The 22,694-nt window shown below is 45.2% G+C and carries 19 protein-coding genes; 11 read left to right on the top strand and 8 right to left on the bottom strand.

The window, feature by feature from the left end:
• Positions 1-73 precede the first annotated feature (73 nt).
• The 4 genes from malQ (at position 74) to R7P69_RS01165 (ending at position 7,782) form a co-directional block, all read left to right on the top strand.
• Positions 74-2,254: a 4-alpha-glucanotransferase gene (malQ, locus tag R7P69_RS01150; protein WP_064376879.1), complete on the top strand. Its 2,181-nt coding sequence runs from the start codon at positions 74-76 to the stop codon at positions 2,252-2,254.
• 232 nt (positions 2,255-2,486) lie between these two features.
• Positions 2,487-4,730, top strand: coding sequence for a 1,4-alpha-glucan branching protein GlgB (gene glgB / locus R7P69_RS01155; protein WP_318121386.1), 2,244 nt, complete (start codon positions 2,487-2,489; stop codon positions 4,728-4,730).
• Between the two features lie 136 nt (positions 4,731-4,866).
• Complete coding sequence (gene mtgA / locus R7P69_RS01160) at positions 4,867-5,541, top strand: monofunctional biosynthetic peptidoglycan transglycosylase (RefSeq protein WP_053303908.1); 675 nt, start codon at positions 4,867-4,869, stop codon at positions 5,539-5,541.
• A gap of 180 nt (positions 5,542-5,721) precedes the next feature.
• Positions 5,722-7,782 (top strand): alpha-amylase, encoded by a 2,061-nt coding sequence (locus tag R7P69_RS01165; protein ID WP_238952423.1) that lies wholly within the window; start codon positions 5,722-5,724, stop codon positions 7,780-7,782.
• Between the two features lie 67 nt (positions 7,783-7,849).
• On the opposite strand, the gene R7P69_RS01170 is transcribed toward R7P69_RS01165, so the two are convergent.
• Both R7P69_RS01170 and R7P69_RS01175 read right to left on the bottom strand, forming a co-directional pair.
• Positions 7,850-8,566 carry a DsbA family protein gene (locus tag R7P69_RS01170; protein ID WP_238952428.1) on the bottom strand — a complete coding sequence of 239 codons (717 nt, stop codon included), beginning with the start codon at positions 8,564-8,566 and terminating at the stop codon, positions 7,850-7,852.
• Positions 8,567-8,662: 96 nt separating this feature from the next.
• Positions 8,663-8,950: a hypothetical protein gene (locus R7P69_RS01175; RefSeq protein ID WP_049872671.1), complete on the bottom strand. Its 288-nt coding sequence runs from the start codon at positions 8,948-8,950 to the stop codon at positions 8,663-8,665.
• A gap of 448 nt (positions 8,951-9,398) precedes the next feature.
• Here R7P69_RS01175 and R7P69_RS01180 point away from each other — a divergent pair, with 448 nt between their 5' ends.
• From R7P69_RS01180 to R7P69_RS01195, 4 genes are all read left to right on the top strand, one after another.
• Positions 9,399-10,136 carry a nucleoside recognition domain-containing protein gene (locus tag R7P69_RS01180; protein WP_005374846.1) on the top strand — a complete coding sequence of 246 codons (738 nt, stop codon included), beginning with the start codon at positions 9,399-9,401 and terminating at the stop codon, positions 10,134-10,136.
• Positions 10,136-10,603 carry a YjiG family protein gene (locus tag R7P69_RS01185; RefSeq protein ID WP_005374849.1) on the top strand — a complete coding sequence of 156 codons (468 nt, stop codon included), beginning with the start codon at positions 10,136-10,138 and terminating at the stop codon, positions 10,601-10,603. Before R7P69_RS01180 ends, R7P69_RS01185 begins: the two co-directional genes overlap by 1 nt.
• A 9-nt stretch (positions 10,604-10,612) precedes the next feature.
• Entirely contained in the window at positions 10,613-11,737 is a 1,125-nt protein-coding gene (locus R7P69_RS01190; protein ID WP_238952429.1) for a M20 family metallopeptidase, read from the top strand.
• A 208-nt stretch (positions 11,738-11,945) separates the two neighbouring features.
• The gene (locus R7P69_RS01195) at positions 11,946-12,320 is read left to right on the top strand and encodes a YkvA family protein (RefSeq protein WP_005458336.1); all 375 of its coding nucleotides are present in this window, start codon (positions 11,946-11,948) and stop codon (positions 12,318-12,320) included.
• 104 nt (positions 12,321-12,424) lie between these two features.
• On the opposite strand, the gene R7P69_RS01200 is transcribed toward R7P69_RS01195, so the two are convergent.
• The 3 genes from R7P69_RS01200 to R7P69_RS01210 form a co-directional block, all read right to left on the bottom strand.
• Positions 12,425-13,729 carry a dicarboxylate/amino acid:cation symporter gene (locus R7P69_RS01200; protein WP_017820133.1) on the bottom strand — a complete coding sequence of 435 codons (1,305 nt, stop codon included), beginning with the start codon at positions 13,727-13,729 and terminating at the stop codon, positions 12,425-12,427.
• A gap of 389 nt (positions 13,730-14,118) precedes the next feature.
• Positions 14,119-15,384, bottom strand: a complete 1,266-nt coding sequence (locus R7P69_RS01205; protein WP_213891065.1) for a DUF1835 domain-containing protein — start codon at positions 15,382-15,384, stop codon at positions 14,119-14,121.
• 280 nt (positions 15,385-15,664) lie between these two features.
• On the bottom strand, positions 15,665-16,555 hold the full coding sequence (locus tag R7P69_RS01210; protein WP_213891067.1) for a LysR family transcriptional regulator: 891 nt from the start codon (positions 16,553-16,555) through the stop codon (positions 15,665-15,667).
• A gap of 109 nt (positions 16,556-16,664) precedes the next feature.
• Between R7P69_RS01210 and R7P69_RS01215 the strand changes: the two genes are divergently transcribed.
• Positions 16,665-16,973 (top strand): monooxygenase, encoded by a 309-nt coding sequence (locus R7P69_RS01215; protein ID WP_005374871.1) that lies wholly within the window; start codon positions 16,665-16,667, stop codon positions 16,971-16,973.
• A 7-nt stretch (positions 16,974-16,980) separates the two neighbouring features.
• Positions 16,981-17,352: a hypothetical protein gene (locus R7P69_RS01220; protein WP_017634450.1), complete on the top strand. Its 372-nt coding sequence runs from the start codon at positions 16,981-16,983 to the stop codon at positions 17,350-17,352.
• Positions 17,353-17,417: 65 nt separating this feature from the next.
• On the opposite strand, the gene R7P69_RS01225 is transcribed toward R7P69_RS01220, so the two are convergent.
• The 3 genes from R7P69_RS01225 to R7P69_RS01235 all read right to left on the bottom strand — a co-directional run bounded on the left by R7P69_RS01225 (position 17,418) and on the right by R7P69_RS01235 (position 21,326).
• On the bottom strand, positions 17,418-19,586 hold the full coding sequence (locus tag R7P69_RS01225) for a polysaccharide biosynthesis tyrosine autokinase (protein ID WP_005374875.1): 2,169 nt from the start codon (positions 19,584-19,586) through the stop codon (positions 17,418-17,420).
• A 51-nt stretch (positions 19,587-19,637) separates the two neighbouring features.
• A complete protein-coding gene (locus R7P69_RS01230) occupies positions 19,638-20,078 on the bottom strand; it encodes a phosphotyrosine protein phosphatase (RefSeq protein WP_025768627.1) in 441 nt (146 codons plus the stop codon).
• A gap of 129 nt (positions 20,079-20,207) precedes the next feature.
• A complete protein-coding gene (locus tag R7P69_RS01235) occupies positions 20,208-21,326 on the bottom strand; it encodes a polysaccharide export protein (RefSeq protein WP_017820139.1) in 1,119 nt (372 codons plus the stop codon).
• A gap of 458 nt (positions 21,327-21,784) precedes the next feature.
• On the opposite strand from R7P69_RS01235, the gene R7P69_RS01240 reads away from it, so the two are divergent.
• Entirely contained in the window at positions 21,785-22,678 is an 894-nt protein-coding gene (locus R7P69_RS01240; RefSeq protein ID WP_047102404.1) for a hypothetical protein, read from the top strand.
• Positions 22,679-22,694 lie beyond the last annotated feature (16 nt).

Consider the following 22,694-nt stretch of genomic DNA (forward strand, 5'->3'; position numbering starts at 1 on the left):
ATTTTCCAAAAGAAGTTATTGATAACAATAAAACCCTACATGGAAGGTGTTGGTATTACCTTCGGAGAAAGCGATGAAAGAACAAACAGCATTAAAGAAAGTCGCGGAAATGGCGAGATTGGCTGATAGCTATGTCAGTGCTTGGGGAGATGAGGCTAAAGTGTCTGAGGAGACGCTACGCCGCTTGCTCGCTTCGCTTGGCTACGATACTAGCAGTGATGAAAAACTACTGGCTTCTGCTGAAAAGAAACATAAAAAAGACGTACTAGCCCCTGTTCTTGTTTTACGCGACGGCGAACCAGTCGAAGTGGAACTAAACCTAGGTACGAGTGCTCGTGAGAGTGAATTCAGCTGGCGTTTAGAAACAGAACAAGGAGAGGTACTTGAAGGCTATCTTCAGTCCCAAATTGTTCGTGATGAGCGTGCTGAGGGTGGCCCTCTAGTGTTTGCATTGCCAAAGAACTTGGCTTGGGGTTATCACAAACTGATCATCAGTCGTAAGCGTCGTAAAACACCTTACGAGATGTCATTGATCATTACGCCGAAAGCGTGTTTCAAACAAGACGAGCTAAACCAACACAAAAAGCTATGGGGTCCTAGTATCCAGCTTTACACACTGCGTACTCAGCATAACTGGGGCATCGGTGATTTTGGTGACCTAAAACAACTGGTGAGTGATATTGCCTCTCGTGGCGGTGACTTCATTGGCTTGAACCCTATTCACTCGCTGTTCCCTGCGAATCCAGAAGGGGCAAGCCCATACAGCCCGTCTTCTCGTCGTTGGTTGAACATCATGTACATCGACGTAAGCTCTGTACCTGAATTCGCGCTAAGTGCAGAAGCACAACAGCGTGTTGGTAGCGCAGAGTTCCAACAACGTCTACAAAAAGCGCGAGACTCTCATTGGGTGAATTACACCGAAGTTTCGCAACTAAAAATGAGCGTTCTTCCGCTGCTATTCAGTGAGTTTAAAGCTCGCCATTTAGACAAGAACACTGATCGCGCTCGTGCCTTCTTGGACTTTGTTGAAAAAGGCGGCGACAGCTTGCTACACCAAGCTGCATTCGATGCACTTCATGCTGATTTACATGCAGAAGATGCAAACATGTGGGGCTGGCCAGTATTCCCTGAGAAATACCGCACATTCGACGCAGCTGGTACTCAGAAGTACATCAAGGATAACCAAGATCGTGTTCACTTGTACATGTACCTGCAATGGATCGCAGACGATCAAATCAAAGAAGCGCAAGCGCTAGCCGAAGAAAAAGGCATGGCTGTGGGTTTGTACCGCGACCTTGCGGTTGGTGTTGCAGATTCAGGTAGCGAAACATGGGCTGATGAAGGCGCGCTAGTATTGGATGCAAGTATCGGTGCGCCACCAGATGTACTTGGTCCACTAGGCCAAAACTGGGGTCTGCCTCCGCTTAACCCTCAGGTTCTAGAAGCGACTGGCTACGACGCTTACATCAAATTGCTACGTGCTAACATGAAGCATTGTGGTGCATTGCGTATCGACCACGTACTTGGCCTGCTTCGCCTTTGGTGGATTCCAAAAGGCGAGAAAGCGACAGAAGGCGCATACCTGTACTACCCAGTGGAAGACATGCTAGCAATCCTAGCGTTGGAATCTCACCGTCATCAGTGTTCTGTAATCGGTGAAGACTTGGGTACTGTACCTGATGAAATCGTTGATATCCTTCGTGATGCGGGTGTGCATTCGTACAAAGTCTTCTTCTTCGAAACATCAAAAGACGACGGTGGCTTTATTTCTCCGAAGCACTACGCTGAGCAATCTATGGCTGCGCTGTGTACGCACGATATGCCAACACTACGCGGTTTCTGGCACTGTGATGACTTGAAGATGGGGCGTGAGATTGGTCTGTACCCTGATGAACAGCAATTGGAAGGCCTATTCGCTGATCGCTTGAAGTGCAAACAAGGCATTCTAGACAGCGTTCGCTGGCATGGCTATTTGCCAGAAGGCATTGGTCATGATGCTCAGTATGTGCCAATGGATTCATACCTAAGCGAAGCGCTGCAACTGCACGTAGCCGCGGGTGACTCTGCACTGCTTAGTGTTCAGCTTGAAGACTGGCTAGAAATGGATCAACCGGTCAATATTCCTGGTACGGTGGATGAGTATCCAAACTGGCGTCGTAAATTGTCGATGAACCTAGATGAAATCTTCAGCCGTGAAGATGTGAATCGTATTTCTAAACGACTTACTGAAGTTCGTGCACAGGCGAGTAAGTAAGATGCCTAGAGTGGCGTAGATGGACGAGCTGATTACCAATTTTGTTAGCTCAGAGGTACGAAAGTTCCGTCTAGGTCACTCATTCCTAAAACACAATCCGTTAGGATGAAGTACCGTTATTATGCCCGCGACAATAGCGGGCATTTTTGTATTTTGACGCCGTTTACGCAACGAACGTGAGAAGCGGAGTCTTTTTGTGAGTTCACAACGTTGGCTGTGGAGAAACCGATGTTTGATTCAGATCTCTGGTCTTGAAAAGGATGTTGGCTCTAGGGAGAAAGATTTGAAAACCACCAAAACCAAGAAAATAAAGAAACAACACGAACGCGCATACGAACTGCTTGCTGAGGCGGCTTACTCAGATCCATTTGCGGCGCTGGGTCCATTCATTGACGACGAAGCTTCGCTGAGAGTTTGGATGCCGGGCGCAAACAAGGTTGAACTGCTTGTTAATGGTGAACCTCGCGTGGCGCTTGAGCGTGATGGCGACAGCGGTTTCATCTTAAAAGAGCAACGCGATTTACACCTGACCCACTACCGTTTAGCGGTCGATTGGAATGGTGTTGAACAAATTATTGATGACCCGTACCAGTACCACAATATCTACCAAGAGTACGAGCATCTGCATACGCCAAAAGACATGTATCACTACATGGGCGCACACTTTGTCACGCTAGAACGTGGCGGTGAAAACATCTCTGGTGTGCGTTTCCTTGTTTATGCACCACATGCATCTGCTGTTAGCCTTGTGGGTTGCTTCAACCAATGGGATGGCCGTCGTCATCCAATGCAACGCCTAGACTACGGTATCTGGGGCCTATTTATTCCTGGCTTAGAAGAAGGCGTTCAGTACAAATTTGAGCTAAAAGGGCCAAATGGGGAAGGGCTTCCTCATAAACAAGACCCTTGGGGCTTCTACTCTGAGCAATACCCATCGTTCGCGTCCATTACTTACGATCACAAGCGTTACCAATGGCAAGATGCGAAATGGCAAAACCGTGCAGTGACGCAAAAGCGTGATGAAGCGTTATCGTTTTACGAGCTACATGCTGGATCATGGAAGCGCGACGAGAAAGGTGATTTCCTCAACTACCGAGAACTCGCAGAGCAGTTGGTGCCATACCTTGTGGATATGGGCTACACCCACGTTGAGCTGATGCCTGTGTCTGAGCATCCATTCTATGGTTCATGGGGCTATCAACCCGTTGGCTTGTTTGCACCAACTAGCCGCTTTGGCTCCCCTGATGATTTCAAATTCTTCGTGGATGCGTGTCACCAAGCAGATATCGGTGTTGTGCTGGATTGGGTACCGGCGCACTTCCCATCGGATGATCATGGTTTAGCGAACTTTGATGGTACGCCTCTGTTCCATGATCCAGATCCGCGTCGCGGTTGGCACCAAGACTGGAACTCCTACATTTACGATTTAGGCCGTGAACATGTGCGTCGCTTCCTTGTGTCGAATGCGCTGTACTGGTTTGAACAATTCCATATTGATGGTATTCGCGTGGACGCCGTCGCGTCGATGCTCTATCTCGATTATTCACGTAGCCACGATCAGTGGGTCCCGAACGTTGATGGTGGCAACGAAAACTACGACGCAATCGCAACCTTAAAATGGATGAACGAAGAAGTGTACAAGCACTTCCCGAATGCGATGACGATTGCGGAAGAGTCAACGGCGTTTCCGGGTGTGTCTGCGCCAACCTTTATGGGTGGTTTAGGCTTTGGCTTCAAGTGGAATATGGGGTGGATGCACGACAGTCTTTCATACATCAAAGAAGATCCTGTTCACCGCAAATACCACCACAATACCATCACCTTCCCGCTGGTTTATGCGCACAGCGAAAACTACGTCTTGTCTCTCTCTCACGACGAGGTGGTGTACGGAAAAGGCTCTATCCATAACAAGATGCCGGGCGATGAATGGCAGCAAACCGCAAACCTACGTGCATACTACGGTTATATGTATGGTCAACCGGGCAAAAAGCTGAACTTCATGGGCGCGGAAATCGGCCAAACGGCGGAGTGGAACCACGATGATCAGTTGCAATGGTTCTTGCTGGAATACGAACGTCATCAAGGCGTTCAAAAGCTGATGCGCGATTTGAACCACTTGTACCGAAATGAAGCGGCGATGCACGATCAAGATTGTGTTCCTGCTGGTTTTGAGTGGCGTCTACAAGACGAGGCAGATGCAAGCATCCTAGCGCACGAGCGTATCAGTAAAGAGGGTGAGCGTATTCTCATCATCACCAACTTTACGCCCGTACCACACGAGCGTTTCCGTTTAGGTGTTCCAAATGCAGGTCAATACGAACTGCTGCTGAACACGGACGACAGCAAATACGGCGGAAGCGATTTTAAAGTGCTGACCAGTGTGAAAACGGAACAAGTCGAAAGTGAATCACTGCCTCAATCACTTGAGCTTCGTTTGCCTCCACTTTCAACCGTGTTCTACAAGCTGCACAAATAATTTAGTCTAATCAAATTCTAAGCCCGTTTTACATTGTAAATCGGGCTTTTTTTAACCAAGTTTTCACTAACGATAAACAGACTGCATACTCTATACTTGCATCATATTGTTTTATGAAATCAGGCTAGGTCGGACTTTGAGAAAGATTAAATCCCTTCTGTTCAATATCTTATTGGTGCTTTTGCTTTTACCAGTGATGCTCGTTGGCATAGTGAAATACATCGATCCACCAATTTGGGGATGGAAGATCAGCCGCATAATTTCTCCTCCTGAAGGATTTCCTGAAGAGAGTCAAAATGAATGGGTGCCTTTGAGTGATATTTCTAAACACATTCAACTGGCCGTGATTGCGACAGAAGATCAAAAGTTCCCGACCCATTACGGAGTGGATTTTGATTCCTTGTTTAAAGTGATCTCAGAGTCTGGCGAGAACGGTCCCTCTCGCGGTGCGAGCACGATTACTCAGCAAACTGCAAAGAACGTGTTTCTGTTTCCTTCACACTCTTATGTGCGCAAAGCGTATGAGCTTTATTTTGCTCTGCTGATGGAAGCAATGTGGAGTAAAAAACGCATTCTTGAAGTGTATTTGAATGTGGTGGAGTTTGGTCCAGGTATTTATGGCGCGGAAGCCGCTGCGCAAAACTACTTTGGTATTCCTGCTAAACAACTTTCAACACGCCAAGCAGCAAGGCTTGCGGTGGTGCTGCCAAATCCGTATCGCATCAAAGTTTACCCTCAGACTTCTTACACCATCAGCCGCGTCAATTGGGCGATGAGACAAATGCGTAACCTTGGTAGCGTTCAGCTTTAAACTCCTTTTTACCCTGCTCATAAGTAGAACTACGCCCCCATAAAAGCAAAATGTGAAGCGTCACAAGCTTTAGGGCGTAGCTTTTCAGAATGATGTGCTCAGTTTTTCATCCATTTACTATTAGTGTGAGTAAAACTACAACACGAATACTGCGCCTATGCGCAACCAATGGACTGAACGATGAAACTGAATCTGATTACGACTACCTTATTGCTTGCATCGGCAAGTGCCATCGCCGAGCCAAACATCACCATTGCTACCACGACCAACAGCCGTGACTTTCCGTTAAGTGCAGAGCAGCCTTTGGTTGTGCCCTTAACCAAAGACGGATACACGCTCAAAATCACGGGTATTGAAGGCGACTGTGTCGCGCCTGATGGTCAGAAGGTCAAATTCAACAAACCTATCGCGCTGAACTGTGGAAAGCCAACAGAACTGCCTTTAAAAATCCGTTTTACTGGCGATTACTCTTTTGCTTTTGATGCGGAAGCCAAAACTCTACGCTTCAAGCGAGAGCCTAAGAAAGCTGCCAAGACAGAATTTAAACGCCCAATCCCACAAGTGCAATGTGAGGTTTACCAAGGCGGCGAAGTCACCATCGCGCTGGGTGACAGTTTCCCCGATGGCACCAAGTTGCGTGATGCCTATTCTGGTCAGATGGTCGAAGTAAAAGATCAGCAAGTATCGCTGACACCAAGCAAAGATTCAGGCGGTTTGGTGCTACTAGAGCCAGTGAAGAAAACCAAAGAAGCAGTGCCGTTTGATTACCGCAATGCCAACATTTACTTCGTGATGGTCGACCGTTTCAATAATGCTGATACGAGCAATGACAACAGCTATGGTCGCAAGAAAGACGGTAAAGAAGAGATTGGTACCTTTCACGGTGGTGACCTAAAAGGTGTGATCGAAAAGCTAGATTACATAAAGAGCCTAGGTACAGATGCGATTTGGTTGTCGCCAATCGTTGAGCAAGTGCATGGTTTTGTTGGCGGCGGTGATAGCGGCTCATTCCCATTCTACGCTTACCACGGTTACTGGACGCGTGATTTCACCAAGATTGATGAGAACTTCGGTAACGAAGATGATCTGAAAAAGCTGGTGGAAGAGGCACACAAACGTGGCCTTAAAGTCTTGATGGACGCAGTAATCAACCACACCGGTTACTCAACGCTAGCCGATTTGCAATTTGACGGTATTGAGGTGTTAAAACCAAACGCTGATTTACCGAATAAGTGGGGTGACTGGCAACCAAAAGCGGGTGAAAATTGGCATAGCTATCACCAGAATATTGATTACCAGAGTCCAAACTGGTCGAAATGGTGGGGCGGTGACTGGGTAAGAACAGGTCTACCGGGATACCCAGCTCCGGGCAGCAGTGATATCACTATGTCATTGGCGGGGTTACCTGACTTTATCACCGAATCAGACAAAGCTGTGAAGCCAGCGCAGTGGCTATTGGATAACCCTGGTACTCGCGTAGAGGCGCGCGACAATTACACCGTCTCGGACTACCTAATTGAGTGGCAAACTGATTGGGTGAAACGCTTTGGCATTGATGGTTACCGTGTCGATACGGTGAAGCACGTTGAAGGCGATGTGTGGAAACGCTTGAAAGAAGAGGCTTCAAGCAGTCTTGAGCAGTGGCGCAAAGATAATGGTAAGTCAGGTCAGCCATTCTGGATGATGGGTGAAGTATGGGGACATACCGCATATCGCAGTCCTTACTTTGACGATGGCTTTGATGCGTTGATTAACTTCGACATGCAGAAGAAGTTAGACAAAGGCGCGGCGTGTTTCAGCCAAATGGCAGACACTTACCAAAGCTATGCGGACACTATCGCCAATGAGAAAGACTTTAACCCTGTGAGCTACATGTCTTCTCACGATACCGAGCTGTTCTTCTCTCGCTTCAAAGATTACGGTATGCAGCGTAACGCCGCGAATGCACTGCTTCTGAGTCCTGGTGCTGTTCAGGTTTATTATGGTGATGAAGTTGGTCGTAACATTGGTCCTTACGCGGACGATTTCCACCAAGGCACTCGTTCTGACATGGTATGGAAGCTATCTGATGAGAAGCAAGCGCTGCTCAAACACTGGCAAACTCTTGGTCAGTTCCGTAAAGCGCACCCAGCGATTGGTGCGGGTCAGCATCAAGTAATTGAACAAGAAGGCACGTACGTGTTCTCTCGCTCGCTTGGCAATGACAAAGTCGTTGTGGCGTTTGTGGGACGTGATAAGTAACTAAACGCTCTTTATGTCGATAAATAAAAAGCCCTTCCTTGAGTTATCAGGGAAGGGCTTTGTTGTTTTAGTTCGCCAGTTCTTGGTCGATGACTTTTTCTAGCTCGTCAAACGGCACATAGCCAGGAATGACTTGATCATTAATGATCAACGCAGGCGTGCCGCGTAAACCAAGTTGCGTGAAATACTGATAGTTTTTATCAAGCAACGCCTTGGTCTCTTTGTCGTCGACAAGCTGCGCTTCTGTCCCCGTTTTTTTCGCGATTTGATTTAAGGAACGTGCGTCATGTGCGCCCGGTTTTTTCACCAATAACTCATGCACTTGTTCGTACTTATCTCGCTGGTTTTGCCAAACATTTAATGCGTAACTTGCCGAGTTGTAGCCGTTTTTCTCGTATTGTTCTTTAAAAGAGACATTGAGGTTAAGCACTTTTACCTGCGGATATTCCTTACCAACTTTGACCAGCTCTCCTTCTAAACGTTTACAAAAAGGGCAGCTGTAGTCTGTTACGTTAATAATGGTTAACTCAGGGTTTTCAGCACCAAAAGAGGAATGTTTGCCATCACTTAGATATTGACGAACCTCCTTCAAGGTGTCGCCAAATGACTGTTGATACGCAATGTACTCTTGAAGGTTTTGGTGCAATGAATCAAGAATTTGAGGGTTATCTTTTAGTATCTGATTAACTTCCTCTAGCTTTTGTTCTGAGGTCTTTTCTGATGCGAAAGATACGGCAGATACGATAGCCATCGTTAACGCCAAAAGTGTACGAGTGAATGTCATAATATTTCCTAAAACTTTTAAATTTCGTTGTTTGTTATGTGAAGTGAATAAAATATGTACAAAAGTCAGGCAGAAAGGTCTCTCGCCTTGCTGGCTTTATTCTCTAAACACGCAAAGTTTTAGGTGAACCCGATACTTTTCCGGTATCGGTTCTGTGTATTCCAGATAACGAATTGCTGTGGTTGTCATCGGCAGCGCCACAATCAAAGCAAACAGAAAAAATGGAATAAGAATATGATCAAACTGATGTTGGTACGCTTGAACCAGCTTTTCTGAAAGGTCGCAAGATGGTGATAAATTCACACTCTCATCTTGCTGACTCTGTATTTGGTGAGCCTTCGGGCAGCTTTTCGAGAAACCAGAATTTTGGCTTAAGCATATCATCACCACCCAAAGCACGAGGGCGAGTGTCCATTTGGCTATTTTATATTGTGAGCGTAACAATGGGTCGTATAGTCCTGTTAATTCTGGTTTATGCCGTTTACATATGACCGGGCCATCCTAACCTAAATTTCGTGGCTGAATGTTACTTTCGAGTTAATCGATATTGCCTCAATGCCAAAGTATGAAGTACGTCATGAATGTTGTAGAAAGCAATATTCGTCAGAATCATTTGTTGAGTTGATGAAGAAGTCGTGAGCTATCGATATAGATTAAAATACCTAATTGTTGGCACAAATTTTTATTATCTTTCAATTGTGATTGGAATCATAAAACAAAACTTCATAACTGAGTCGCGATAATGTTCGGCAGGCGGATTGATTTTGATCATCTCTCTAGCACATTATTCAGGTGAACATATGTGTTAAGTTCCACATGTGTAGGTAATGTTATGAAAATTCCTGTTCAAACTGAGCGTAAAGTTACACTGGGGTGCTACGTTGCTCTGGCGTTTGCGGTTGTGTTCTTTTCTGGCCTGATGCAATCTAGCGAATGGTACGGTGTATTCGATTTTACAACGCTCAATGGCTCTTTCGGCAAGGTGGCGTATGGTGTCACCGAAACGGCTGACGGTGTGCAAGTTGCAACAACGTCGCTTCGCGGTACTGGTGGTAGCGGTGCTCGCGACGGTTTCATTTTCGCACTTACTTTGATTCCAACTGTTATGTTCGCCTTAGGTATGATCAACGTACTTGAGCACTACGGTGCACTTGAAGCCGCTCGTAAGCTTCTTACTCCTCTTCTACGTCCTCTAATGGGTATCCCTGGTAACTCTGGTCTGGCTCTGATTGCTTCTCTACAAAGTACCGATGCTGGTGCGGCAATGACGCGTCAGCTAAAAGATGAAGGTCACCTAACTAAGCGTGAAACGGACGTATTTACCATGTTCCAGTTCACTGCGGGTGCAACCATCGTGAACTTCTTCTCATCAGGTGCTGTGCTGTTCACGCTGACAATGGCTGACGGCTCTCTAGCGGTAACGTCTTCTATTGGTTTAGCGGTTGTGGTGATGTTCGCATTTAAGATCATCGGCGCGAACCTGTTCCGTATCTACCTAAACATGACGGAAGGTAAAGAAGACAAGCAAGACCAAAACAAATCAGAGAACCTAAAAGAGGAGACGGCATAATGGGTGACGTTAAAGCGAAAAAACCAATGGTGACGGATATCTTCGTCGAAGGTGCTAAGAAAGGCTGGGTAATTGCGACTACCTCTACGGTTCCTAACGTATTGATGGCGTTCGTTATCATCAAAGCGCTGCAAATCACTGGCGCGTTGGATCTGATGGGCACGGTGTTTTCTCCAATCATGGCGGTGTTTGGTCTTCCGGGTGAAGCTGCAGCGGTATTGATCGGTGCTTGGATGTCGATGGGCGGCGCAGTGGGTGTGGTTATCACGCTGTTTGACCAAGGTATCCTTAACGGCACGCACATTGCGATTCTTGCGCCTGCTATCTACCTAATGGGCTCTCAAGTTCAGTACATGGGTCGTATCATGGGCCCAATTGGTACTGAAGGTCGTTACATCCCAGTTATGATTGCAATCTCAGTATTGAACGCGTTTGGCGCAATGCTGGTGATGAATCTGTTTGTCTAGGAGTGAGTCATGCAATTCTCTCTAAATGAATATCTAGAAGAGCTACGTCCGCTAATTAATGTGGATTGTGGCACTTACACGACTGATGGTATCGAGTTTATCGCTTCTCAATTTGAAGAGAAGTACCAAGCGATGTCAGATTGGAGCGTAAAACGCATCGACTGTGGCAGAGCGGGCATCGGTCTCGAAGTTCGAAATAAGCCGGAAGCTGAGCAAATCGATGTGATGCTGATTGGTCATATGGATACCGTGTTCCCTGTGGGTACTGCTGAGCTTCGTCCAATGTCTCAAGATGCAGAGAAAGCTTACGGTCCGGGCGTCTCGGACATGAAATCTGGCTTGCTGAACATCGTATACGCGATGCGCAATCTAGACCAAGCGGTGTTGGATAAGCTGTCTATCGCTATCTGCATGAACCCAGATGAAGAAACGGGTTCTCTGGACTCTGTGGATTGGATTCAATCAGTAGCGAAAAACGCAAAGAATGTACTGGTTGCAGAAGCAGCACGTGCAGACGGTGGTTTAGTGAAAGCGCGTAAAGGCATGGCTCGCTACAAAATGACCTTTAATGGCGTTGCTGCTCACGCAGGTAACGAGCCAGAAAACGGTCGCAGCGCAATCACTGAGATGGCAAATTGGATTCTGGCTGTCAATGCAATGACCAACTTTGACTCTGGTACCACGTTGAACGTCGGTATTGTTTCTGGCGGTAACGGTGCGAACATAGTTCCGGAACATGCTGAAGCGATCGTGGATGTGCGTTTCTGGAGCAACGAAGAATACGATGATGTCGACAGCAAGCTAAACGGCATGCTGGAAACACCATTCGTTGATGGTGTGAGTATCGAGTTGGTTCGTGAAGCTTACAAACCTTCTATGGTGCCAAGTGCGCAAACGGAAAGCCTGATGGCATTAGTTGAAGAAGCCGCAAGTGAACTGGCTATCGACATCAACTGGAAAGAAGTGGGTGGCGGCTCTGATGCAAACAACACGGCGATTCTAGGCGTTCCAACTTTGGATGGTCTAGGACCTATCGGTGCGGGCTTCCACAGCGATCAAGAGTACTTGTTGCTTGAGTCTATCGAACCACGTATCAAAATGCTGATGCGTGTATTGGAGAAGATTGCTCAATAGGGCATTCTGCTTTTAAAGCTTGGTTCCCAAAGCTTTTGGCTTCAACCTTTTGGTTTCCAAGATTTTTTTCCAATGCAATAATCCCCAGACTTCAGTTTGGGGATTTTTCTATCTGTGTTTCACTTTACTATCATTTCTTGTTATTAATCTTGCGTTCAGGTTCGATTAATTAATATGTTGGACATAGTCATAAATTTCGGAGGCAACGATGACCACAACAATGTCTGTAAAATCGGCGCCGAAAGACGCCAAAGATCAAACGATGCAAGCGCCAGATGAGAAAACCTTCTGGCGAAAAATGAAAGGGTCGGTTAAGAAAGCGGGTGAAGAAATTGCTGTAATGGGCATAAAATCATGGCTCGCGATGACAGATTCCAACACCGCCGTTCGCCATAAGGCGATTTTAGGTGGCGCGCTGGCATACTTTGTCCTACCAACAGATATGGTGCCAGACGTACTAGCTGGCGTCGGTTTTACCGATGATATGGCGGCACTTACCTTAGCCGCGAACTCAGTCGGTAATGCCATCACTAAAGAACACGAAGCACAAGCCAGAGAAAAACTGAATTCGATGGCGGATTAGAAAGAGTATTTCTAGACGCGGAGAAAACAAAAGCCCCGATGTTTCCATCGGGGCTTTCTTTTAGACAGGACTATATAATTTCAGAATGGTAATCGTAGAACGATTTAGGCGTCAGCGCGTTTAAGATGCACTTCTTCTTCGGCTACGCCTGCCATTGGGTCGTTGAAGCGAGCTTCATCCAATGCACCCTCTGATTTTGCAACGATGACGGTTACAGCACTGTCACCAGTGATATTTACCGCGGTACGAATCATATCAAGAAGACGGTCAACACCCATGATGAGCGCGATACCTTCAAGCGGCAGACCAACTTGGTTCAATACCATAGCAAGCATGACAAGACCCACACCAGGAACACCTGCGGTACCGATAGACGCCAGAGTTGCCGTCATGATAACCATTAGGTAATCGCCCATAGTTAAATCAATATTGAAAGCTTGAGCAATAAACGCAGTTGCTACGCCCTGCATGATCGCCGTACCGTCCATGTTCACGGTTGCACCAAGTGGTACTGTGAACGATGATACACGGTTCTCAACACCCATGCGGTGCTTTGCTGTTTCCATTGTCACTGGAATCGTCGCGTTTGATGATGCGGTCGAGAAAGCAAACATGATCGCGTCTTCCATCTTACGCAGGAACGTAATTGGATTTAGACCAGTGAAACCTTTTAACATTAAGCTGTAAGTGACTAGGCCGTGCAGGACAAGCGTACCAGCCAGTACTAAGAAGTACTCTGCCAGATTGACGATCGCGCCCAGACCAAGACCAGTAAATAGCTTCGCCATTAAGAAGAACACCCCATAAGGCGCCAAGTTCATCAAAATCGCGACCAGTTTCATGATCACTTCATTCAGATCAGAGAAGAATGCTGCGATGCGTTCGCCTGGTTTACCCGCTGCACTGATCGCGATACCGAATAGCACGGCGAACACGATAACTTGCAGAGTTTTACCTTCTGCCATTGCGCTGATTGGGTTGGTCGGGAACATATCGATGATCACCTGACCTAAAGATGGCGCTTCGGCTGATTTGAATGAACTTGCTGCCGTTAGATCTGCCCCTGCCCCTGGCTGGAATAGAGTACCCATAGTTAGAGCAAGCGTAATCGCGATAGCCGTTGTCGTAACGTAGAAAGCGAGGGTTTTACCGCCCATGCGACCCAGTGTAGAGAGGTCTTTGAGAGAGCTAGTACCACAAACTAACGAAACAAATACTAGCGGTACAACAAGCATTTTTAAGCTGGCAACGAAGATCTGTCCACCAACTTCGAATAATCCATTAACAATGTATGCGTCGACAAATCCGTTGTCGGCAAAAAGTGTGCGAATTGCAAATCCTGTCAAGATACCCGCTACCATACCCAAAATTACGCGGCTGGTGAGCGACATCGGTTTCTTGGTATTCATGAGAACACTCCTTATAGTTATGCACCTTGAGTTCACTTCAAAGCGGCGAGCAGATTAGCAGCGGAGTGAGAAAATACGAAAGAATAATCCTCTAAATGGTTAATAGATGTGAACTTTATCACTAATAAAAATGGGATTTTAACCAAATATTAACGAATTGGCCGGATGAAAAGTTTGTATTTTAACACTTTTATCGAATATACAACCGATAACAAAGAGGATTTACAATAAATTTTAATAAGAGATAGAGTGCATACTCTCTTGGAGTGGATGCATTTCTGCATAACTATTTAAGTTATATTCAGGCTAGCGGTCGCTTCTTTAGGGATAATTTAGTATTGAGTGTTCATCAGAGCCAACGAACCCTTTATGCTTTCATATTTGTCAACTCAATGATGGTTGGCAAGTGTAGTTAGTTGGAGGTGATCCCAGCTCCAATAACTTTGACTGGTATTTTTAATCCCTCCAACCCAATAGCATTGTTTCGCTCGTATTAGGCCTTCCAAACACTGCTTGCCAGCCTCAGTGATACGGACGCTTTGTTCCCACCAGTGCCTTTCACGTGACTCAATCGTGATCAAAGGTATTTGACACTGTGCTAGAGGGAGGAGTAACGCGTAAAACATCACGTCTCCTAGATAAGGAAGAGGTTCTAGTTGTTGATATTGCTCAAACCAATCTTTGATGGGAATTGAACGATTTTGCGAGCTCAAGACCTTTAGTGCGAGGTGTTGTGTCAAGCTCAATCCAGTTTGTGAATTAGGTAACTCTTGCAAATGGCGTTTAAGCACGTCGAGTATATTGGGCAAGCAATCCAGGTTATGCTGCTGAATCAAATTAACTATGGAAATAGGTGTCGGTGATGTAATAGCGTGCCAACACCGTTTAGCCTGACTGAATAATTTTGCTGTCACAGGTTTACGGTATCGCCAACAAGAACGAATAGCTTCTTCAGGCAACTGCCCAAAGCCGATGAATCGTTCAGTGCCCGGGAACTGGTTCAACTCAATGATCTCTATCACTTTATTCTCTACATTCTCTAACTGTGTTAGAGCACGAATTAGCATCAATTGATCATAGCTGTCATGTTCGACCCAAAAGACGATTCGTTCAAATACATCACTTTGCAACAGATCGAGGTTTGATTGTTCCAATGTGACTATATCTTGAACCGAGTCTTCACGCTTCATCACGGGCAGCAGAGTCTCTACGACATATTGGGCACGAATGGCAAGGAAGTTCTGCGGTGTTGCTGGTATGGGGCCAATACAAAGCGGATCGATCAGGGCTAAAAATGTCCCTTCAAATCCACTGGTTTTAAGCTGTTGTTGTATATCGTGACCGCAACGAACGTGTAGCGTTTTTACTTTCGCATCTAGGGGCGGTTTTTGTTGTTTGATGGCTAGTTTGTGCGCTTCTAGCTCTTCGACATGAGCTTTTAGTTTACTCCAACTGGATAAGCCAAGTTCTCTTGCGAGTGCATATTGAACGTCAGCCAATTGAATTGTATCGGGAGCCAAAGATTCTGGCTTGGAGTGAAATCGCTTAACTAACTCCAACGTAGCGTTATCGTATAGGCGGATAGCTTTGAGCCTTTTTTTAGCAATGGATTTTTGCTGATTGATATTGATCGAGAAGCTATTTGTAGAGTTCATATTTCACCTTTCTTATTTCTTCCACACTCGCCTAAATAGAAGCTAAAAAGAAGGTAAAAACAGATTGTGCCTGCTAAACCAAGCAGGTGAGGATATTGCCGTGAACCGAGTTCTTTCCGCGAGTGTTGGGTGCTTTAGGCATGAGCAGAGTGATAGTAGGTGGTCGCTATCCTTCGTGCAACCTTTTGTGAGAGTGTAGCGTCACAAAATGGCCGTTTCTCTATATTTAGGGAGAATCAATAGGCGATAACACTAGCGATTCAACTCAATACCACTGTTGCTAGACTCGAGTTTCTACACTTTTGAGTAAAGTACGATAAAGCGCTTGAGTCGCAGGACCACTTTTGGCTCCTTTGGGTAAAGTGAGGTGCAGCGCAACTTGATATTGATGGGAGTGTTCGATCTCCAATACTTTAATTTTATCGCTCTTGCGGGCTGCGACTAAGTGCGCTGGTAGCCGACAAAATCCAGCGCCTTGCTCTACGGCGTGAAAAGCGTGGTCGAAGTTATCGACGGTAATACGCTGACGTGCGCGTAACCAACCCACATCTCTTTTCGTTTTGTCTGAATCACCTAAGTCACGGATGACAATTTGGCTGGTGGTTGCAAAATCGTCGATGGAAACATGCGGCTTTTTAGCGAGTGGATGGTGTGCTGCGATTACAGGCAGCATGGTTGTTACGCCAAATGCTTCGGCAGGGTAGTTGGTTATCGGTAAGTTGATGATTGCGATGTCAGCGAGCTCATTTACGACCATTTCGGTTGTTTTGCTCAGTGACGTTTCAACCACTTGAACGGAGGTCGTGTTGTTGTCCTCCAAAAATTGACTGAGTGGTGCATAAAGCCAACAAGGGTCACAAAGATGATCTACTGCGACCGTGATTTGAGATTCCACCCCACTTTTTAACTGCTCGCTGATGACTTCTAGTTCCCGCGCTTGTTCAAGCATGGATTGTGCACGACGCAGTATGGTTTTGCCGTGCTCTGTCAAACCCGCTTTGCGCCCTCGTACTTCGATAAGTTGAATACCAAGTTGGTCTTCTAACTTCCTCACCGAGTAGATCAATGTAGTATGGCTCTTGTTGAGCAGTAAAGCTGCGGATTGAATGCTGCCTTCTTGATTAATCGCTTGTAGCGTTTGCCATTGTTCTAAGGTCGTTTTTAGTCTCATGAGTCAATTCTTTAGACAGTTAATGGCGAAATTATGAACTTTTCTGTCAGTTTTATAAAGGTAATAATCTTGTCATCGAAAACGAGTCAATAAGAAGAGGAGACTCAAGATGGCGAAATTATTGCAAGTTGATTTTGAATTTCATGGTCCGTTTGGTGACGAGATGTCGAATGCTCTGGTCGACTTAGCTAAGTCGATTAACCAAGAGCCGGGCATGATTTGGAAAATCTGGACGGAAAGCGAAAAAGACAAACTCGGTGGTGGTATCTATCTTTTTGAAGATGAAGCCACGGCGCAAGCTTATCTCGAAATGCATGCCGCACGCTTACGAAAAATGGGCGTAGTCGAAGTACGAGGTCAAATTTTCGATATCAATGTGCCGTTAACGACGCTCAATCAAGGGCCTATTAGAGGATAAGGAGATGATGACCAACCGCACTTTTCTAACCGTTCATGGTGTCGTATATACGGTATTCGCTTTTGCGTTGTTTTTTGTACCAACCATAATGTGGCCGATGTATGGAGTACAAATTAACGACCAGTACGCGCTGTTTTTATCGCAGCATACTTCGATCTTTTTAGGTGGAATCGCAGCGGTGAGTTTGATGTTACGTAATGTGGAATCAGGGCATACTGCGAAACAGCTGTTTAAAGCATTATTGATTACTAATGGCTTAGGGGCAGTGATTACTACCTATGCCGGCATTATCGGAGTATTTGTCGGTTTTGGTTGGAGTGACCCAATATTCTTTGTCTTGCTTAGTTTGATTACGTACAAGCAACTAAGAGTGCAATAGAAAAAGCCCTGCTGTTTCTAGCAGGGCTTTGTCATATTTGGTTTAATTAGCGATCTAAATTCAAGTTATGATTCGCTTTTGTACGCGTAGTTATAGTAGCCGTATCCATAGCCGTATGAGTTAGATGCTTTTTTCTCAACTGCATTGAGAATCACACCTTTAACTTCAACGCCTGATTGCTCGAAGCGACCTTGCGCGACTTCAATCTCCTTCAAAGTCGTTTGATCAAAACGAGCGACCATCAGAGTTGTTCCTGCAAGCGCGCCAACAATGCTTGGGTCGGTAACTGCGAGTACAGGCGGCGTATCGATGATGACTAGATCGTATTGTGCAGACATCTCGTCAACAAAGCTCTTGAAGCGAGGGTGCATAAGAAGTTCTGACGGATTTGGTGGTACTTGGCCGCGAGTCACAACATCTAAATTATCAATGGATGTAGATTTAATGATGTTGCTAAGGGATGTCTTACCGCTCAAGTAATCAGAAAGACCGTTGTCCCAGCGTAGACCGAAGCATTGCTGCAAATAACCTTTACGCATATCCGCATCAATAAGCAGCACTTTCTGACCGGTTTTCGCAGCGACGGCCGCAAAGTTGGTCGATACAAATGTTTTGCCGATAGATGGTGCAGGACCTGAAATCATAAGAACGTTATTCTTCGCTTCCATCATTGCAAAGTGCAAGCTAGTGCGAAGACTACGTAGAGCCTCAATGGAAAGATCGGCTGGGTTAGCTTCCGCTAGAAGGACTAGCTCATTGTTGCTGCCTTTGTTGCGCTTAAGCTTGTTTGCAAATTCCAGTTGTTGAATAGATTTTGGAACGCTTGCGTAAACTGGCATGCCAATCTGTTCAATTTGATCTGGTGTTTCTACACCACGGTGGAATGCTGCACGAATTAATACGAAAGCCACGCCTGCCATACCGCCAAGCAGTGTTGCTAGCACAACGATAAGCGCTTTTTTCGGCTTGATTGGCTTAGAGAAAGATTGAGCGTTATCTAAGATTCGAACGTTGCCAACTGTTCCGGCTTTAATAATGTTGAGCTCTTGAACCTTGTTCAATAGTTGGATGTAGATTTGTTGGTTTACTTCTACATCGCGTGTCATACGTAGAACTTCACGCTGTGTTTTCGGTAACTTTTGAACTTGTTTATTAAGACGTTCTTTCTCTTTTAGTAGTGTTTCACGTTTATCAAGTAGCGACTTATAAGCTGGGTGATCCTGTGTGAAGCGTTGGCTGATCTCACTTTCTTTGAATGTAAGCTCATTTAGCTGTGCTTCTAACTCAACCATTACTTTCAGCGTTGACTGAGCTTCAAGGCCTAAATCGATAGATTCATTTTCTTGACGGAACCGATTTAAAACGTCTTCAGAAGCGGTCAGTTTTGTTTTGATGTCTGGGAGGTGACCTTTCAAGAACTCGAGGCTTTGCTCTGCCTCTGCAGAATTTCTTTGAACGTTTTGTAAGAAGTAGTTTTGGCTAATGTCGTTCAAGATATCTTGAATCTTAGCGCGGTCTTCACCAGAGAAGCTTAAAGATATAATCCCGGTTTGCTTACCACGTTCGCTAATCGATAAGTTTTCTTGAAGTTTATTAATTGCATCTAATTTACTGATTTTGCTGACCGTGAATGAGTCACCAGTTTGAGCCACAAGTTCAGTCGCCAAAAACTGGTATCCATTCTTCTCAAGCAGTTCACCAACTTTACCTTCTAGAATGACGTTATTGTCATCTTCTAAGAGCCTGAACGTCTGTTTTTCAGAATCAATAACTTCAAGAGTTAAAGGAACGCCAACTGCGTAAGAAGGAGCATTAAATCGTGAAACGCTCAGACTGATTTGCTCACCTTGTAGTCGAGCTAGGCCTTTACCAATAATTGGCATGTAGTTTGGAGAAACGACAGTCGTTAAGTTGAACTTATCAACAGTACCGCCCAAGATCATACGAGATTTGATGATCTCTATTTCTGTTGTCGCTGATGATTCTGCTGAAAACAGCTCTCCCATATCACCAACCATCGCTGAAATACCACCTGAACTCTTACTTTCGATTTGGATAAGAGCGTCAGCTTTATAGATAGGTGTTGATAGAATGGCAACGCCGACGCCTATAATTGAAAATAGGACTACGGTACATAGAATGAGCCATTTGGCATCGAGAATGATCCCAAATAACTTTCCCAAATCGATCTCATCGTCGGCTTGACGTGATTGCTTAATAGTTTGTGTTGTCATTACTTTAACTTCTTAAATACCTTGCCATTGGCGTTTATTTAGCCTTGCGGCTTATAGTTTTTGAGACCACGCTTTTGCTGCTTTTTCTATAAGCGTATATGCATGTTCGAAAGCTTCTCTACTTTGTCTGTATGGATCAGGGATGCTTTTTTCATTTATCCACTGTCCAAACAGCATCGTTTTACCTCGTGCCTCAGGAGCGATTTTGGTTAAGGCTTCTAAATGACCTTTTTCCATAACCAATATCAGATCGTATTGAGCGCAAAGCTCAGGTGTTAATTGTCGTGCTTCGTGTCCATCTAAGCTTACGCCATGTTCGTTCGCGATAGTGGTTGCCATCTCGTCAGCAGCTTTTCCCGTTAGATGGCTCTTATCTACTGCGATTCCTGCTGATGCGACATGTTTGTTTGGTAGTAAAGACTGCAAAAGCCGCTCTCCTGTTGGAGAGCGGCAAATATTACCGACACAGACGACAAGAATATTAGAAAACAAATGCTTACCCTACTTTAAGTTGTATGCTTATGATCTCAACTGAATTGCTGGCTTCTTTATATTGCGCAATTGAGCTGAGTAGCTATCGATTACGTGCCGCAAGAGATAATTTTCTTGCGGCACGTTGTTTTACGGCCAAGTGCGTACTCGTAGTACACCTTCAGTTAGTTCATTAAAGCCGGAAATGGTTGGAACGAGCTGAGCAATCACACGATTCCAACGACTAACAGGTGCAGCCGTCACATAGACTATGTCGTAAGGGTTGAGATCAAACTCAGTACCAATCACCAAAGCAGAAGCGTCAGAAACATCTAGCTGATAAATGTCCGCCATTTTAGCTTCTTCTTTTGAACGTCTGATGACAAACACACCGGTAGCATCTGCGGAGATTTCACTGATACCACCAACGCTGCTAAGAGCCTCAGTAAGGCTCATGCCGCTACGATCAATTTTGAGTAATTTCGGATCGTTAACCTCGCCCATAACAAATACTTTTTGCGCATCGTTTCGAGGAATATGAACAATATCACCAGGCTTTAGAAGGCGGTTTTGAGTTAAATCGCCTTGTTGCATCAGAGCATACAAAGAGACGTTTTCAACAACGCCATTGCGTGTCAGTGTCGCATTACGCCAATCAGCCTCGGCAGCCAGTCCGCCAGCTCTATTCACAGCATCTAGAAGTGTAAGGGGGATGTTTGTAATTGGTTGTTGTCCTGGCTTGTTAACTTCGCCAGTTACATAAGTCTTTTTAGAGCGAAATGCCGCAACGCTTACATCGACCTGTGGGCTCTCAATGTATTTTGCAAGGCGGCTTGCAATGTCTGCACGAATCTGACGTACGTTTTTGCCTTCAACATGTACGACACCTATGTAAGGGTAGAAGATCGTGCCATCCGAATGCACCCAGTTACCCGCTTCGGCTGAGCTTCGGTATGAGCCCGCTGGGATCGTTAGCTCTGGGTGATCCCAAATAGTGATATTTAGGATATCGCCAGGTCCTACTTCGTATTCATATTTTGCGATTTCAATATCTAACTCTGGGTTTGGTTTTGAAAAAGGGTCCACTGAATTTAAAGACGTTACGCGCTCCAAAGTTAAGGGATAAACGGTAACCTGAGACTCTATATCACTCGATTCAGTGCTCATGACTGTTTTGTCACTGACCGAAAGGTGGCTACCAGGCAAAGTACACCCTGTAAGAAGGATTGGAAGTACTGATATCCCCAAAAATTTATTAAATGTGTTCATTGGTTTATAACTACCGAAAGAAAGTTTGCCGACTGAAATTGATTCATTCTAATTGAACTGAGTTTCATCAATATTGACGATTTACTGCAGTTTTAAGCCTTTAGAAAGCGAGTCCATTCAGAATTATTTGTGTAATAAACACTCCAAATGGCTGCTAGCGACTTAGAGCTCTTAGTTTTATTAATGAAGGTGTGAAAATCCGACCCACAAAAAATAGTCAACTATTATCCATCTGGTTGCAATAAAGGCAACAAGTTACTCGAAAAAATACTGACGAATACATGACAAAATTGTGTCTATTTAGCGTTATTGAGATGAATGCATGATTTTGCACAAGCAAACAGGCAGTAATGTGAAAAAACTCATGCCAAAGTTGTATGCATCCTATTTACACTATATGCAACTGCCGTTATGCTTCGTGTTGCGGTCGGATATAACAACAAATATTGGAGCTAATTTTGAAAATCAAACTTTTAACGGCAAGTGTGGCTGCTGTTCTACTAGCAGGTTGTGGTAGTGACAGCGATCCTGAGGTAAAAACATACTCAGTACAGGCTTATGACCCAGCTGTTATCGGCATGGAAGTATCTTATGACTGTGGTGGAGACTTAAAAGGTCAGGCTGATGAGCTAACAACAAACTATGAAGGCATGGTTGGTAAAGCTCGCATTAGCCATATCGACGTAGTGAGTGCACCAGGTGAATGTACTTTCACATTGAAGCATACTGATAAGAGTGTAGATGCATCTAACGGAAAACCTATTACGTCTGATTACAAGATTCCTAAAGGTCTTGCCCAAGCTGACTCTTTAGTTACAGGTTCTCCATTTACAACGTTGGTAGCTAACTCTCTAGATGACGGAGAGGTATACTCATCAGATACTGCTGAAAAAGTATTTGCCAATTTAGGTATCGATATCAATGCAAGTGGTAAAACAGTTGACGAAATCCTTCGTGATACAGAGTCTGTAGTTGCTAACCTTCAAAGTGAAGGCGGCAATAGTGAACTTGCTACGAAGCTAGTTGCTACGGCAAATATCGTGTCTGATATCATTAAAGCGAACCCAACAGCTGCACCTGAAGCCGTGGCTGTAGCTGCAAAATCAATGGCAGAAGAAGTGATTGCGAAATACCCGCATTACCCTAAAGCAGGCGCGGATTCTGAAGAAGTGATTTACGTAGAAATCTCTGAAGAAGATACGAAGAACGTTGTTGAGCAGGTTGAAAAAGACATTGCTGCAGGTAAGCCTGTAGACCAAATCAAACCTACCGTTCCACCAGTTCCAGATGCGAAGCCTGGTAAGCCAGTTGATCCGGTTGCTCCACCATCAGGCGGTTCAGGCGGTAACTAAGCAAGTTTTTGCTGAT

This window comes from Vibrio sp. 661, assembly GCF_033339315.1.
GTDB classification, from domain to species: Bacteria; Pseudomonadota; Gammaproteobacteria; order Enterobacterales; family Vibrionaceae; genus Vibrio; species Vibrio alginolyticus.

Bases quoted from the DNA above. Each gene is read 5' to 3' on its own strand.
- R7P69_RS01215 (WP_005374871.1), top strand. From the start codon at position 16,665: ATGGCGAAATTATTGCAAGTTGATTTTGAATTTCATGGTCCGTTTGGT.
- R7P69_RS01210 (WP_213891067.1), bottom strand. From the start codon at position 16,555: ATGAGACTAAAAACGACCTTAGAACAATGGCAAACGCTACAAGCGATT.
- R7P69_RS01220 (WP_017634450.1), top strand. From the start codon at position 16,981: ATGACCAACCGCACTTTTCTAACCGTTCATGGTGTCGTATATACGGTA.
- malQ (WP_064376879.1), top strand. From the start codon at position 74: ATGAAAGAACAAACAGCATTAAAGAAAGTCGCGGAAATGGCGAGATTG.
- R7P69_RS01185 (WP_005374849.1), top strand. From the start codon at position 10,136: ATGGGTGACGTTAAAGCGAAAAAACCAATGGTGACGGATATCTTCGTC.
- R7P69_RS01190 (WP_238952429.1), top strand. From the start codon at position 10,613: ATGCAATTCTCTCTAAATGAATATCTAGAAGAGCTACGTCCGCTAATT.
- R7P69_RS01235 (WP_017820139.1), bottom strand. From the start codon at position 21,326: ATGAACACATTTAATAAATTTTTGGGGATATCAGTACTTCCAATCCTT.
- R7P69_RS01165 (WP_238952423.1), top strand. From the start codon at position 5,722: ATGAAACTGAATCTGATTACGACTACCTTATTGCTTGCATCGGCAAGT.
- R7P69_RS01225 (WP_005374875.1), bottom strand. From the start codon at position 19,586: ATGACAACACAAACTATTAAGCAATCACGTCAAGCCGACGATGAGATC.
- R7P69_RS01175 (WP_049872671.1), bottom strand. From the start codon at position 8,950: ATGATATGCTTAAGCCAAAATTCTGGTTTCTCGAAAAGCTGCCCGAAG.
- R7P69_RS01170 (WP_238952428.1), bottom strand. From the start codon at position 8,566: ATGACATTCACTCGTACACTTTTGGCGTTAACGATGGCTATCGTATCT.
- R7P69_RS01195 (WP_005458336.1), top strand. From the start codon at position 11,946: ATGACCACAACAATGTCTGTAAAATCGGCGCCGAAAGACGCCAAAGAT.
- R7P69_RS01205 (WP_213891065.1), bottom strand. From the start codon at position 15,384: ATGAACTCTACAAATAGCTTCTCGATCAATATCAATCAGCAAAAATCC.
- R7P69_RS01180 (WP_005374846.1), top strand. From the start codon at position 9,399: ATGAAAATTCCTGTTCAAACTGAGCGTAAAGTTACACTGGGGTGCTAC.
- R7P69_RS01200 (WP_017820133.1), bottom strand. From the start codon at position 13,729: ATGAATACCAAGAAACCGATGTCGCTCACCAGCCGCGTAATTTTGGGT.